The organism is Pseudomonas sp. NPDC077408 (genome assembly GCF_050269105.1).
Taxonomy (GTDB): Bacteria; Pseudomonadota; Gammaproteobacteria; order Pseudomonadales; family Pseudomonadaceae; genus Stutzerimonas.
This window is the reverse complement of record NZ_JBNNHS010000007.1, coordinates 61,319-75,688: the sequence shown is the minus strand read 5'-3', so window position 1 is coordinate 75,688 and position 14,370 is coordinate 61,319. Positions and strand designations below refer to the sequence as shown.

Annotated in this window: 14 protein-coding genes; 12 read left to right on the top strand and 2 right to left on the bottom strand. The window is 60.9% G+C overall.

Annotation, left to right across the window (positions count from 1 at the left end; all coding sequences use genetic code 11):
• Nucleotides 1–118: 118 nt before the first annotated feature.
• The 8 genes from ACQKEK_RS17325 to ACQKEK_RS17290 all read left to right on the top strand — a co-directional run bounded on the left by ACQKEK_RS17325 (nucleotide 119) and on the right by ACQKEK_RS17290 (nucleotide 8,584).
• Nucleotides 119–994: an MIP/aquaporin family protein gene (locus ACQKEK_RS17325; RefSeq protein ID WP_499143924.1), complete on the top strand. Its 876-nt coding sequence runs from the start codon at nucleotides 119–121 to the stop codon at nucleotides 992–994.
• A gap of 12 nt (nucleotides 995–1,006) precedes the next feature.
• Nucleotides 1,007–2,518: a glycerol kinase GlpK gene (gene glpK / locus ACQKEK_RS17320; RefSeq protein ID WP_463307914.1), complete on the top strand. Its 1,512-nt coding sequence runs from the start codon at nucleotides 1,007–1,009 to the stop codon at nucleotides 2,516–2,518.
• 143 nt (nucleotides 2,519–2,661) lie between these two features.
• Nucleotides 2,662–3,420 carry a DeoR/GlpR family transcriptional regulator gene (locus ACQKEK_RS17315; protein WP_499143925.1) on the top strand — a complete coding sequence of 253 codons (759 nt, stop codon included), beginning with the start codon at nucleotides 2,662–2,664 and terminating at the stop codon, nucleotides 3,418–3,420.
• 629 nt (nucleotides 3,421–4,049) lie between these two features.
• Nucleotides 4,050–5,600, top strand: coding sequence for a glycerol-3-phosphate dehydrogenase (glpD, locus tag ACQKEK_RS17310; protein WP_499143926.1), 1,551 nt, complete (start codon nucleotides 4,050–4,052; stop codon nucleotides 5,598–5,600).
• Between the two features lie 239 nt (nucleotides 5,601–5,839).
• Nucleotides 5,840–7,003 (top strand): Na/Pi symporter, encoded by a 1,164-nt coding sequence (locus ACQKEK_RS17305; RefSeq protein ID WP_499143927.1) that lies wholly within the window; start codon nucleotides 5,840–5,842, stop codon nucleotides 7,001–7,003.
• 18 nt (nucleotides 7,004–7,021) lie between these two features.
• Nucleotides 7,022–7,249 (top strand): hypothetical protein, encoded by a 228-nt coding sequence (locus ACQKEK_RS17300; RefSeq protein ID WP_045425446.1) that lies wholly within the window; start codon nucleotides 7,022–7,024, stop codon nucleotides 7,247–7,249.
• Nucleotides 7,250–7,269: 20 nt separating this feature from the next.
• Nucleotides 7,270–8,238, top strand: coding sequence for a PstS family phosphate ABC transporter substrate-binding protein (locus ACQKEK_RS17295; protein WP_499143928.1), 969 nt, complete (start codon nucleotides 7,270–7,272; stop codon nucleotides 8,236–8,238).
• Between the two features lie 64 nt (nucleotides 8,239–8,302).
• A complete protein-coding gene (locus ACQKEK_RS17290) occupies nucleotides 8,303–8,584 on the top strand; it encodes a peptidylprolyl isomerase (protein ID WP_003282311.1) in 282 nt (93 codons plus the stop codon).
• A gap of 101 nt (nucleotides 8,585–8,685) precedes the next feature.
• On the opposite strand, the gene ACQKEK_RS17285 is transcribed toward ACQKEK_RS17290, so the two are convergent.
• Entirely contained in the window at nucleotides 8,686–10,281 is a 1,596-nt protein-coding gene (locus ACQKEK_RS17285; protein WP_499143929.1) for a methyl-accepting chemotaxis protein, read from the bottom strand.
• A 297-nt stretch (nucleotides 10,282–10,578) separates the two neighbouring features.
• Here ACQKEK_RS17285 and ACQKEK_RS17280 point away from each other — a divergent pair, with 297 nt between their 5' ends.
• Nucleotides 10,579–10,950: a SpoIIAA family protein gene (locus ACQKEK_RS17280; protein ID WP_045425438.1), complete on the top strand. Its 372-nt coding sequence runs from the start codon at nucleotides 10,579–10,581 to the stop codon at nucleotides 10,948–10,950.
• A gap of 21 nt (nucleotides 10,951–10,971) precedes the next feature.
• Here ACQKEK_RS17280 and ACQKEK_RS17275 read toward each other — a convergent pair whose 3' ends face one another.
• A complete protein-coding gene (locus ACQKEK_RS17275; protein ID WP_499143930.1) occupies nucleotides 10,972–11,868 on the bottom strand; it encodes a CAP domain-containing protein in 897 nt (298 codons plus the stop codon).
• 151 nt (nucleotides 11,869–12,019) lie between these two features.
• On the opposite strand from ACQKEK_RS17275, the gene ACQKEK_RS17270 reads away from it, so the two are divergent.
• The 3 genes from ACQKEK_RS17270 to ACQKEK_RS17260 all read left to right on the top strand — a co-directional run bounded on the left by ACQKEK_RS17270 (nucleotide 12,020) and on the right by ACQKEK_RS17260 (nucleotide 14,362).
• Nucleotides 12,020–12,754 (top strand): sulfite exporter TauE/SafE family protein, encoded by a 735-nt coding sequence (locus ACQKEK_RS17270; protein WP_499143931.1) that lies wholly within the window; start codon nucleotides 12,020–12,022, stop codon nucleotides 12,752–12,754.
• Nucleotides 12,755–12,850: 96 nt separating this feature from the next.
• The gene (locus tag ACQKEK_RS17265; RefSeq protein ID WP_101153254.1) at nucleotides 12,851–12,937 is read left to right on the top strand and encodes a small membrane protein YohP; all 87 of its coding nucleotides are present in this window, start codon (nucleotides 12,851–12,853) and stop codon (nucleotides 12,935–12,937) included.
• Nucleotides 12,938–13,063: 126 nt separating this feature from the next.
• A complete protein-coding gene (locus ACQKEK_RS17260; RefSeq protein WP_499143932.1) occupies nucleotides 13,064–14,362 on the top strand; it encodes a mechanosensitive ion channel family protein in 1,299 nt (432 codons plus the stop codon).
• Nucleotides 14,363–14,370 lie beyond the last annotated feature (8 nt).

The window sequence follows — 14,370 nt, the reverse complement described above, 5'->3', positions numbered from 1 at the left end:
TTCAGCTTTTTACTTTGACAGCCCGTACTTTTGACTTTAAGTTTTCACTTCCGAACATTTCCGAACCCTCGCAGTATTCGGATCATAAAAACAACAGTCTCACAAAGAGGTTCTGCGCATGAGTAACCCGTCCACCCCGACACTTCGGGGGCAATGCATCGCCGAGTTTCTCGGCACCGCCCTGTTGATCTTCTTCGGTACCGGCTGCGTGGCGGCACTCAAGCTCGGCGGCGCAGATCTAGGTCTTTGGGAAATAAGCGTTATTTGGGGTATTGGCGTCAGCATGGGCGTTTACCTCGCGGCCGGTGTTTCCGGTGCCCACCTGAACCCTGCGGTATCCATTGCGCTCTGGCTGTTCGGTACATTCGAGCGTAACAAGGTGCCGGCCTATATCCTCGCCCAGACCGCCGGTGCCTTCTGTGCCGCTGCGTTGGTTTATGGACTTTACAGCAGCCTGTTTTTCGATTTCGAACAGGCCCAGCAGATGACTCGCGGCAGTGTGGCCAGCCTCGAGCTCGCATCGGTGTTCTCCACCTACCCGCACCCGTCGCTTTCGATAGGCCAGGCGTTTCTGGTGGAAGTGGTGATTACCGCTATCCTGCTGGGGATGATCATGGCCCTGACCGATGACGGTAACGGCCTGCCCCGCGGGCCGCTGGCGCCCTTGTTGATCGGCCTGCTGATTGCGGTGATCGGCGGCGCGATGGGGCCGCTGACCGGGTTCGCGATGAACCCGGCACGCGACTTCGGACCCAAGCTGATGACCTTTTTCGCTGGGTGGGGTCAAGTCGCATTCACCGGCGGCCGGGATATCCCCTACTTCCTGGTCCCGCTGATCGCCCCGGTCATTGGCGCCTGCCTCGGGGCCGCTGGTTACAAGGCACTGATCTGCAAGCATCTGCCCGGCGTTGGCGGTGCTTGCGCTGTTCCGGAAGCGGAACCAGAGGCCGACCGCTACTCCAAACACGATGTCACTGCCCAAGAAGCTCGTTAAGGAATCGACACCATGAGCAATCAGAACAACAAGCAATTCATCGTCGCCCTCGACCAGGGCACCACCAGCTCGCGGGCCATCGTGCTCGACCGCAACGCCAACGTGATCACCATCGCACAGCGCGAGTTCGCACAGATCTACCCGCAACCGAGCTGGGTCGAGCATGACCCTATGGAAATCTGGGCCACTCAGAGCGGCGTATTCGTCGAGGCGCTGGCACAGGCCGGCATCACCAATGAACAGGTGGCCGCGATCGGCATTACCAACCAGCGCGAAACCACCATTGTCTGGGACAAGAACACTGGCCGGCCCATCTACAACGCCATCGTCTGGCAGAGCCGCCAGAGCACGCCGATCTGCGATCAGCTCAAACGCGACGGTATGCAAGACCATATTCGCAAGACCACTGGCCTGGTCATCGACCCCTATTTCTCCGGCACCAAGATCAAGTGGATTCTCGACCACGTCGAAGGCAGCCGTGAGCGCGCCCGTCGTGGCGAGCTGCTGTTCGGCACCGTCGATTGTTGGCTGATCTGGAAAATGACCCAGGGCAAGGCCCACGTCACCGACTACACCAACGCTTCGCGCACCATGCTCTTCGACATCCACAAGCTGGACTGGGACCCGGTGATGCTGGAGACGCTGGATATTCCGCGCGAAATGCTGCCGGAGGTGCGTTCCTCCTCAGAAGTCTACGGCCACGCCTACCTGGGCTCCGGGCAGAGCACCGGCATTCCCATCGCCGGCATTGCGGGCGATCAGCAGGCGGCGCTGTTTGGCCAGATGTGCGTTGAACCCGGTCAGGCGAAGAACACCTACGGAACCGGTTGCTTCCTGCTGATGAATACCGGCACCAAGGCCGTGCAGTCCGAACATGGCCTGCTGACCACCATCGCCTGCGGCCCTAAGGGTGAGGTCAACTATGCGCTGGAAGGCGCGATCTTTAACGGCGGTTCGACCGTGCAGTGGCTGCGCGACGAGCTGAAGGTGATCAACGATTCGCTGGACTCCGAATATTTCGCCACCAAGGTCAAGGACAGCAATGGTGTTTACCTGGTCCCGGCCTTCACCGGACTCGGCGCGCCGTACTGGGACCCGCGTGCCCGCGGCGCTTTGTTCGGTCTGACGCGGGGTGTAAAGGTCGACCACATCATTCGCGCCGCGCTGGAATCCATCGCCTACCAGACCCGCGACGTGCTCGACGCCATGCAGCAGGACGCCGGCGAGCGCCTGCGTTCACTGCGCGTGGATGGCGGTGCGGTGGCGAATAACTTCCTCATGCAGTTCCAGGCCGACCTGCTCGGAACCCAAGTCGAACGCCCGGAAATGAAGGAAACCACCGCTCTCGGCGCTGCCTACCTGGCAGGCCTGGCGACCGGCTTCTGGAGCAGCCTGGACGAGTTACGCGGCAAGGCCACCATCGAGCGCGTGTTCGAACCGGCCTGCGACGATGAGAAGCGCGAAGCACTCTATAAAGGCTGGAAGAAGGCGGTTGGCCGCACCCGCGACTGGGAAGAGGAATAAGCCTCGACGTCCAAACGCGCTACACCTCGCGCCCGGCCCGGGTCTTAACCGCGCCGGGCGCGCTTATTCGCATACGAACAATTCTTTAATCAAACTCCAGACTGCGGCATCCTTCACGGCATATCGATAAGAAGGAAGCCTCCATGAGTCTGGCCCCACGACAGCAAAGCATTCTCGAACTGGTCCGCGAACGCGGCTACGTCAGCATCGAAGAGCTGGCGCAGCAGTTTGCAGTCACGCCCCAGACCATCCGTCGTGATATCAATCAGCTAGGCGAAGCCGGCCTGCTTCGCCGCTACCATGGCGGCGCCGCCCACGATTCCAGCGTACAGAACACCGCCTATACCCAACGCGCCCGGCAGATGCGCGACGAGAAGCGCCGCATCGCCGACGCCATGGCCGCACACATTCCCGATCAGGCGTCGCTGTTCATCAACATCGGCACCACCACCGAAGCCATCGCCCACGCTCTGCTCAACCATCGCGATCTCAAAGTCATCACCAACAACCTGCACGTGGCAAGCATCCTCAGCCCCAAGGAAGATTTCGACGTGCTGATCGCAGGCGGCAACGTGCGCAGCGATGGCGGTGTGGTCGGTCAGGCCACGGCGGATTTCATCGGTCAGTTCAAGGTGGATTTCGCACTGATCGGCATCAGCGGGATCGATGAGGACGGCACACTGCTTGATTTCGACTACCAGGAAGTGCGCGTCTCGCAGGCCATCATCAACAACGCCCGCCAGGTCTTTCTCGCTGCCGACTCGAGCAAATTCGGCCGCAACGCCATGACCCGCCTCGGCTCGCTTGAACAGATCGATATGTTGTTTACCGAGGCCCAGCCACCCGAGGCCTTTCTCGAATTGCTCAGCCGGCACAAGGTCAAACTGGAAGTGACTGACTGAAGCGTTCGTGTCGGTGTTCGTCAGCCCGCGGCAAGACCACCACTGACTCTCCCTCAGCTGCACCATGCGCCTGATGGCACACCACGCGCCGACTCCTGATTTGACGGTGGCTAATACCTGACCTTGCAGTGGCGGCACCGGTGGGCTGAAGCCCACCCTACTCGGCCGCAGCCTACCCTCTAACCGCCGATACGTTCGTGTCGGTGTACGTCAGCCCGCGGCAAGACCAACACCGACGCGCCCTCCGCTGCACCATGCGTCTAATGGAGCACCTCGCGCCGACTCTTGATTTGACGGTGGCTAATACCTGACCTTGCAGTGGCGGCACCGGTGGTGCTGAAGGCCACCCTACTCGGCCGCAGCCTACCCTCGAACTGCCGATACGTTCGTGTCGGTGATCGTCAGCCCGCCGCAGCAGTAGGGTGGGCTTCAGCCCACCAATAGCATTGCCATAACCTCTCACGCCCACACTGACGGCGCGCATTCGCTGACCGGCATTATCTGAATGCCCGGCTAAGCACCAATTATCAGTTCGTATAGGTTCGATTATTTTCTTTTGATATAAAAAATGAACATCAGCTCTAGAGAGCCATTCATATGTGCGCTAGGATGTTCACATTCGAAAATTAATGTTCGTTCTTGAGGAGAATCCCGTGACTGAGACCGTCTCCGAGCTGTACGACATCGCCGTGATTGGCGGTGGCATCAATGGTGTAGGCATCGCTGCTGATGCAGCCGGACGCGGCCTGTCGGTGTTCCTGTGCGAGCGTGATGACCTGGCCAGCCACACGTCGTCGGCCAGCAGCAAACTGATTCATGGTGGCCTTCGCTATCTGGAGCACTACGAATTCCGCCTCGTGCGTGAAGCCCTGGCCGAGCGTGAAGTGCTGCTGGCCAAGGCGCCGCATATCGTTAAACCCATGCGTTTCGTCCTGCCGCATCGTCCGCACCTGCGCCCCGCCTGGATGATTCGCGCCGGGCTGTTTCTCTACGACAACCTCGGCAAGCGTGAAAAGCTGCCCGCTTCACGCGGCCTGCGCTTCGGCGATGAAAGCCCCTTGAAGCCAGCGATCAAGCGCGGTTTCGAATATTCCGATTGCTGGGTCGACGATGCGCGACTGGTCGTGCTTAACGCCATGGCTGCGCGGGAAAAAGGCGCGCACATCCACACCCGTACCCAATGCCTGAGCGCCAAGCGCGCCGGCGGCATCTGGCATGTCGAACTGCAGCGTCAGGATGGCAGCCGTTTCTCCCTACGCGCCAAGGCGCTGGTCAACGCGGCCGGGCCTTGGGTGGCGCAGTTCATCGGTGAGAACCTGCAGCAGCGCTCGCCTTACGGCATCCGCCTGATTCAGGGCAGCCACATCATCGTGCCGAAACTGTACGAAGGTGAGCAGGCCTACATCATGCAGAACGAGGATCGGCGCATCGTCTTCGCCATCCCCTATCTGGACCGCTACACCATGATCGGGACCACCGACCGCGAATACCGCGGCGACCCGGCCACGGTCAGCATCAGTGAAGAAGAGATCGCCTATGTCCTGGGCGTCGCCAATAGCCATTTCCGCAAGCAGCTGAAAGCGGATGACATCGTTCATACGTTTGCCGGTGTTCGGCCGTTGTGTGACGACGAGTCGGATAATCCCTCAGCGGTGACGCGCGATTACACCTTGTCTCTGGCTGCCGAACAGAAGCAGGCGCCCTTGCTTTCAGTGTTCGGCGGCAAGCTGACCACCTACCGCAAACTCGCCGAATCGGCGATGGCTCAGCTCAAGCCCTTTTTCCCGAAAATGGGCCCAAGTTGGACCGCCAAGGATACGTTGCCTGGTGGGGAAGGCATGACCACCGCCGAGGCGCTGGCTGATGAGCTGATGGCCGAGGTGAAAGGCATCGACCAACCGCTGGCCAAACGCTGGGCGACCCTCTACGGCAATCGCGTTTGGCGCATGCTCGGCGATGCCCGCTCGATCGATGCACTGGGTGAAGACCTCGGCCAGCACCTGTATGCCCTGGAAGTCGACTACCTTCGTCGTGAAGAATGGGCGACGCAGCTCGACGATATCCTCTGGCGCCGGACCAAGCTCGGTCTGGCATTCGATGAGGCTGACAAATCACGCCTGGAACGGTATCTGGCCGAGCGCTCTACAGCCGAAGTCACACGCAGCAGCAACGCCGCCTGAGTATGGCTCACGAGCGGTAGCAAACGGAGCCTGTTAGCGGCAGGCTCCTGCCTCCCCTTTTCCATCAGCAACGCACCGCCTACGGCCTGCAATCCGCACGAAATGACGCTGCGCGGGCGCAGATAGCCTTCCTATCGCTGAGACCGCTAACCGTTAGTCTCCTTCTGCCGTTGCGGTCATCAAGTATTCACAGCCGAGGCACACCGTCGAGCCACTGACACGCTTACGGGAGTTGCCTGATGACGATGAACGCCGGTGCCCTGGCGGCAAAATCCTCCACTCCGATTACGCGTCAATGGCTGTCCTGGCTGCTAGTGGTCACGCTGATCTATCTACTGCTGGCTGCGGTCGGCGCGATTGGCGACGGCTTCAAGGCCGCGGTGGGTGACAACGCAAAAGAATTGTTCGCTTTCGCCACCAACCCCTTTGTCGGGCTGATGATCGGCCTGGCTGCCACAGCGCTGATCCAGAGTTCCAGCACGGTGACCTCGATCATAGTCGGCATGGTCGCCGGTGGCCTGCCGATCCCTATCGCGATTCCGTTGATCATGGGCGCAAACATCGGCACATCGCTGACCAGCACCATTGTCAGCCTCGGCCATATCCGCAGTGGAGAAGAGTTTCACCGAGCCTTCGCGGCGGCCACAGTGCATGACGCCTTCAACATCACAGCGGTGACCATCCTGCTGCCGCTGGAGTTGCTCTTTCATCCACTGGAGCGCACGTCACAGGCGCTTGCGGGCCTGCTGGTGCATGACAGTGCCGGCGTCGACATGAAGAGCATGAATTTCATGAAGACCATACTGACCCCTGCCAGCGAGCTGCTCGAAGCCAGCGTGTCCTGGCTGCCGAGCACGGTGTGGGCCGGCGTCGGGCTGATCATCATCGGGATCGGGCTGATCCTCTTCGTGGTCCAGGCGATTGGCAAGGTGCTGCGCAAGGTGATGGTGGGTCGCGCCAAAGACATCATGCATGCAAGCGTCGGACGCGGACCGGTGTCCGGCATTGCCTCTGGAACGGTCATCACCATACTGGTGCAATCGTCATCCACCACAACAGCACTGATTGTGCCGCTGGCCGGCACGGGCGTGTTCACGCTCAGGCAGGTCTATCCATTCACCCTGGGTACAAACATTGGCACCTGCGTCACCGCCCTGCTGGCCGCCACGGCGATCGCCGGCCCCACGGCAGAACTGGCGATGCAGATCGCGCTGGTGCATCTGATGTTCAACCTCCTGGGGATCTCCATCATCTACGTGCTGCCGTTCCTGCGCGGCGTGCCCCCGGCGATTGCCAACTTCCTCGCGGACCTGGCTCAGCGCAACAAGCTGTATGTCGGGGCCTATATTGGCGGCGTGTTCTTCGGCCTTCCGTTGCTGCTTATTGGCGGCAGCCAACTCTGACCCTGCCTGGAGTCAATCATGCAAAGCGAACGCCGCATCCAGACCGAGAACCGCATCCGCGAACTCCGTGAATCGCTGAACGAACTCGAGGCCCAGCTCGAACGCATCGACGGGCAGGAACAACAAGCGCAACACCGTGAAATCGACCATCTGGATGACTACATCAATGCGGTGGACACGCGCTTCAACAGCCTTCAGTTGTTCTGGACCACGCTCAAGGCTGACTGGCTAAAACCGAAATCCTGAGCCAGTAGAGGGAACTCTTCATGCACATCGCCAAATCCAGCGCTTTACTGCTGATCAGCCTATTGCTTGCCCTGCACACCACACTCGCATCAGCCGAGGGAGCAACGAAGGCAGCGGCATCCGAAGGGCTGCTCATTGACGGATCGAGCACGGTTTACCCGCTGACCCGTGAAGCGATAAAACGGTTTCAGCGTGCCCGCCCCGGTCATCCGATCAACGTTGAGTTCTCCGGGACCACTGCAGGTTTTCGTCGCTTCTGCGCCGGTGAGACGGATATCAATGATGCGTCGCGCGAAATGAACGCCGAAGAACAGGCAGAGTGCGCCAAGAATGACGTCCGCTACCGCCAGATCCCCCTGGCCATGGACTCCATCGCGGTAGTAGCACATCCCAGCAACCACTGGGCGAAAGCCATCACGGTAGATGAACTCAAGGCCGTATGGGCACCGGAGGCAGAAGGTCGGGTGACGCGCTGGAACCAGATCCGCCCCGAATGGCCGGACCGCCCCGTGAAGCTGTTCGGACGAGGCCAGGATTCGGGCACCTACGACGTCTTTACCCGCGAGATCGTCGGCGCGACGCACCGCAGCCGTCAGGACTACACAGCCAGCGAAGACGAGGAACAGTTGGCCAACGGGATTGCGGCAGAGCCCGATGCGCTCGGCTTCTTTGGCATCGGTGCGTACCATCGGCACTGGGACGAACTGAAGTTACTCGCCGTGGACAACGGCAACGGACCGGTTTACCCGACGCTCGCCACGGTCAGCGAAGGACGCTATCAGCCACTGACGCGCCCGCTGTTTTTATACCTGAACGAACAGAGCCTGCAGCGCAAACCGATCACCCGCGCATTCGTCGAACATTATCTGCAGGGGTTGCCCAGCTGGATTCACTTCACCGGCTACATGCCGCTCAGTGCCGAGCAATACGAGCGCAGCCTGGCGACTCTGCAGAACTCACCGGAACAGCCCTCGCCCGAGCTGAACTGAGCCGATGCTTGAATCGCTGAGCAAATCCGGTAGGCTCGCACCTTTCCCACTGGAGTAGACCCACATGGCACGAGCCACCGCCCGCCACATCCTGGTTCCCACCGAAGAAAAGTGCAACGAGCTGAAGGCTGCCATCGAAGGCGGTGCCGATTTCGCTCAGGTTGCCAAGGACAATTCCACCTGCCCGTCCAGCCGTCAGGGCGGCGACCTGGGCTCGTTCGGCCCCGGTCAGATGGTCAAGGAATTCGACACCGTGGTCTTCAGCGCCCCGCTCAATGAAGTCCAGGGCCCAGTGAAAACCCAGTTCGGTTATCACCTGCTGGAAGTGACCAGCCGCCAGGACTGATCCCTCGGCCCCCGCACCTCAAATGCGGGGGCGCCGCTCTTTGCTGTCGATGCAAAGAAGCGCCCTATCCCAAGCAGCACCTCCCCGCTCCACCTTGATAATCACGCCTGCAGACGGAAACGCCCCGTCAACGCCTTGAGCCCGTTCATGCTCTGCATGATGGTGTTGCCTGACGCCGCCGTGTCGTGCGTGGCGCTGGCCGCCTGATCGGCCACCTGGGCGATACGGGTCAGCGACTGGTTCATGTCCTCGGCAACATGCGACTGCTCCTCCGCCGCCGTCGCAATCTGGTTGGTCATGCCGCGAATGGTCTGCACCGCGCCGACAATCTGTCCCAATGCATGTTGCGCCGCTTCGATCTGCGTGAGCGTCGTCGTGCTGCTCTGCCGTGAAGCATCCATGGCTTCGCCGGCACGTGTAGCCTGGCTCTGGAGACGCTCGACCAGCACACCCACTTCCTTGGCTGAATCCTGCGTGCGGCTGGCCAGGCTGCGGACCTCATCTGCCACCACGGCAAAGCCGCGGCCCTGCTCGCCCGCGCGTGCAGCCTCGATGGCGGCGTTCAGCGCCAACAGGTTGGTCTGCTCGGCGATGCCACTGATGACGTTGAGGACCTTGCCGATTTCGTGACTGTCCTGCACCAGCTGCTGCATCACGCCGGCCAAGCCATCGACATGCCCAGTCAAGGCGCGAATAGCCGTAACCGATTGGTTCATCACCGCGTTACCAGCGCTGGTTTCCTGCTCGGCGACGTCGGCGGCGCTGGCCGCTTCGACAGTGCTCCGCGCGACTTCCTGCGAGGTGGCGAGCATCTCGTTCATGGCAGTGGCTACCTGATCGATCTCGGCCTGCTGACTTTCAACGTTGCGCGCACTGTCGCCCGCCAGACTTGCCATGCGCACGCACTGAGCATCAGCGTCATCGGCGGCCTGGCGCACGCCACGGATCATCTCGCCAACCTCTCCCAGCAGACGGTTGTACGCGAGAGTGATCATGCCCATCTCGTCATCGGCATGACGCACCTGCAACGGTGCGGAAAAATCGCCCTGACTGACCCTTTCCAGCCGGCTTCGCAGTTCATCGACCTGCAGCATGAGCCAGTTCATGCCGGCGATCCGTCCGAGAATGACCAGTAGCAGAATGCACAGCGTCGAGCCCATGGCGACCCAGAGCTGCTGCGATGCACTGCGGTTGGCCTCAGCGGAAATCAGCGATACCACTTCGTTGGACGCCGCGAGAAGCTCGTTGGCATCCGCGGCGACCGTTTTGAGATCCGCCTGCTGGCCAGCCGCCAACAACTGTACGGCGGGCCGATAGCGCTGCCATATCTGGTCGACGCGCTGCAGATGAGGCTTAGCGCTGGCCAGCTTCACCGGAGCGATGCCCTGGCTACCATCGCCATTGAGCAGGAGACGATGGGACTGCTCGAAGCGCTGGATGGTTTTATCCACCTCAGCCGGGCCACCGATGCCCTGTGCGGCCAACAACGCCTCTTTCATCATCTTCTGGCTGAGCATGCGCTGGGCACCGGCCATGTCGATCTGGCTGGCGTCCTTACTGGACATGAACAGCACGCCGGCCGTTAGCGCCGCGCAGAGAAAGATCAGGCTGTAGGAAAAGAAGAATTGCTGATTGATGGTACGCAGGCCCAGCCCGCGCAAGAGAGATTGAATGACGTTCGCCAGGGTGCTGGTCATGGAAGATATCCAACTGCAGGAGAGGATGCGACACAGTCGACAGAAAGGATCGCGATTACACACTTCTCGGCTGCAGCCGAGGCAACTTGATAGCCATAGACAAAATTTCGCAAAAGCCCGCCACACAAGGGTTTGAGCCGATTTTAATCGCTCATGACCAGCCGGTCGGCGCCTTGATCCAGATCACTAAAGAGGCTGGTAAAAGTGGTTTTTTAGCTCAACCGAACGCCACATAACGACTATGGTCAGGTAATGGCAGGGCTACTTGGCTGCCACCCATTTCATTGAGGATTCGTCATGTTTCATGTAACCCGCATTGGTGATAAACGCATCGACGTGGATTTCTCCGGCAAACTCGACAGCAGCGAAATGCGCTTTGCCTTGGACGAGCTGCTGCGAAAATCAGAAGGCATCAGTCACGGCCAGATGCTCTATCGCATCGGCGACTTCGATGTTCCGACGCTGGGCGCGATGGGTGTCGAACTGGCACGAATTCCTCAACTGTTTCGCTTCATCCGCCGTTTCGATCGCTGCGCAGTGGTGTCCAGCAAGGAGTGGCTACGCAAGGCCAGCGAGATCGAGGGCGCACTGTTTCCCGGCCTGTCGATCAAGGCCTTCGACGAAAACCAGAACACCGAAGCGCACAACTGGCTGGAGAGCCAGAACTGAACGCACGCCTTCACCAGCAGCCTAGCGAGGCGTGCCAAACACCTGTGTCCAGTAGCTGCCGGCGGCGCTGGACTTATCGATCGCATAGGCCGCGCCCATCTCGGTGAAATCCGGGTTCATGATGTTGCTGCAGTGCCCAGGGCTGGCCAGCCAGCCGGCCATCACCTGCTCCTCCGAGCCTTGCCCAGCCGCAATGTTCTCGCCGATCCGCTGCCAGCTATAGCCGGTACGGCTGGCGCGGTCGCTGACCTGACTGCCATCCGGAGCCCGATGGCTGAAGTAATTCTGCGCTGCCATGTCACGGCTGTGGGCGAGCGCAGCATCGCCCAGCTTGGCATCCCAGGTCAGTGCGGGAGCAGCCTTGAACGAACGGCTGCCGCAGGTTCGCGGCTTGGACCGCGCTTCGTTGACCCGTTGCAGAATGTTCTTGCCCACCTGCTGCCAGTCTCCTAGGTCAGGCGACAGCAGCGGTTGGGCCAGTAGCACCTGCCAAGAGTTGCCCTTGCGTGACACGCCGATCTCAGCGAACTCGTGGCTACGCAGCGGCGCGCAATAACGCTGCTTCAACGCTTGCATGGCTGTTTTCGCGTCCGCTGGGCCTGCAACGGACATGGCCTGCAGCTTGGCCGGTCGATAATCCGCGGCTTGCAGCGCTTTCTGCAACTGAGCGCCGCTGGCGGCCGGCTGCACATTCAGTGCCTCATTCGGCGCCAGAGGCCCGACAGTTTGGCCCTTGCCATCCCCGCAACTTTCTTCCGCCTCACGGAATTCGTTTATCAAGCCAATCAATGGGTGAGGCTCCTGAGCTTGCGCCTGGCACGCCAGGCTTGTCGCCAGTACCAGCAGAACGCCAGCTGCCGCGCGGGACGGCTCCATGCATGCGGAGGCGTGAAATGGAATCGCGTTAAATGGGCTCATGGGTCACCTGTCAGTCTGCGTTAAAGATGCTGACCACGATCCACTGCAAGCGATCCTCTCTCTCGCACATTGCCGCGCGGCCAGGCACCTGGCGAAGATGCGATGATGCACAACGAAGCCAACCCGTGACCCTGCACGCCTGATCACACTCATGACGCTTTCTGACTTTCTGCTGTTCGCCCTGCCCGCGATCTTTCTGACCGGCCTGTCCAAAGGTGGCTTCGGCGGCGCCCTGGGCGGGATCGCCGTACCGTTGTTGGCGTTGGCGATCTCGCCAAAACAGGCCGCCGCGGTAATGTTGCCGATTCTCTGTCTGGCCGATGCGGTGGGTCTCAAGGCCTATGTCGGTCACTGGGACAAGGCGAACCTGAAAGTGATGATGCCCGGTGCGTTGATCGGCATCGCGCTGGGTTCGCTGACCTTCGGCATGCTCGACGAGCGCATGATCGGGCTGATGATGGGCGCGATTGCGGTCGGCTTCGTGCTATTGGGCCTGTTCACCAACAACGACAAACCGAGACCGCTGCAGCGGGGTCGCGGTACGTTGCTTTCCTCGATTGCCGGTTTCACCAGTTTCGTCGCCCACGCCGGCGGGCCGCCAATCATGATGCACCTGCTGCCGCAGCAGCTGGACAAGCTGCGCTATGTGGCGACCATCAACCTGTTCTTCCTGATGACTAACGCGATCAAGCTGATTCCCTATGCCGCGCTCGGCCAGTTCAGTCGCGAAAACCTGTTGATCAGCCTGACGCTGGCACCGGTGGTGCCGTTCGGCGTCTGGGCCGGGCTCTGGCTCCACAAACGCATCGACCACAAACTGTTTTACCGAATTGCCCGCGTGGGCATGCTGCTGGCCGGGCTGCAGCTGATCTGGAAAAGCCTCTGAAATCTGCAGCGGCTACGACCGGCCGCCCGGTTTTCTGAACGTTTCGTACGCATGCCCAGTCGGATTCAGTGAACCCAATGCAAAGGAGTCATCCTCATGCTGAAGTTTCTGGGCAGCACAGTAGGCATCATCTTTCTGATCGGTTTGTTGGTAGTGATCGGCTTGTTCGCGCTGATTTTCTAACGCCAACGGAAGACGATCGCATTGCAGCCACAGTCCATCGGTACGCACAACCGCAGGTTGCAAGTTTCATCAACAGGCCGCCGCCAACCCGGCGGCCTGTTTGTTTACGGCTACGGCATATCAACCATGACGACCCTGTCTCCTCGCCTCGTGACTGCTTTTCCCGCCCTGCTACGAACGCTTGGCCTGCTGGCCCTGCTCTGCGTCGCAATGCTGCCGACACCACACGCCTGGGCTCAGGAAGGCGTCGCGACCGTGCGCCTGGACGGCCGCGCACTGTTTCGCATCGGCCCCCACGAAGAGCTTGAAGCGCGCCCGCGAGCACGGCAGATCGAACGACAATTGGCGGCTGTGCTGGAAACGCCGAAGGGCATCACGAGGGCACGCATCGAGCCCACCGAGGCTGAGGACGACGACGGCCTGCAGATCAGCGTGGCCGGCCGCCCACTGATGGTGGTCACACCAGCTGATGCCGAAGCCAATGGACAACCGCTCGACCGGCTCGCCCGGGACTGGGCAGCGATACTCGACCGGGCCCTGGCGACGGCGGCCAAACGCCGCGATTCGGACCGTGGACGGTTTATAACCTCGGTACAGTCGAGCGTCGAAAATGCCTTTGCGCGCCTGCTTGAATCAGCGATCAATATCATTCCACGGGTATTGGCCGCCCTGCTGGTCCTGCTGCTGTTCTGGGGGCTGGCTACTGCTGTACGCGCGCTCATGAAGAAGATTGTGAGCCGCCTGGCCAACGACCTGACCGTCGAAAATCTGGTCCGGCAGGTGAGCTATTACGCGATATGGGTGCTCGGCATCATCGTCGCCGCAAGTGCCTTTGGCTTGGAACCGAGCACCCTCGCTACCGGGCTTGGCCTGACCAGCCTGGCGCTGGGTTTTGCGCTCAAGGACATCCTCTCCAACTTCGTCAGCGGCCTGCTGATCCTGACGCTGCGGCCGTTCCAGCTGGGCGACCAGATCATCATCGGCGAAACCGAAGGCAGCGTGGAGCGCATCGAACTGCGCGCCACCCAGATCCGCACCTATGACGGGCGCCGGGTACTGGTGCCCAACGCCGAGACCTTCACCTCGCGCGTCACCAACAACACAGCGGCGCCGATCCGCCGCGGAAAGGTGGTCTGCATGCTGTATTACGGCATCGACATCGACGCTATCAGCGCGGTCATGCGCGACGCCGCCCAGCAGACGCCCGGGGTGTTGGCCACTCCGCACGCCGAGGTGCTGCTCAACGATCTCGGCGAGAGTCAGCTGGTGTTCGACGTCCTGTTCTGGTGCGACTCCCGTCGCTCGGATTTCGTTACCACCGCGTCGGAGGTGCGCAAGGCACTGATCGCCGCGCTGATCTCGGCCGGCGTCACGCTGCCGGACCAGGCGCGACAGCACATCGTGGTGCATACGCCAAAAAGCTGACCGCCCAG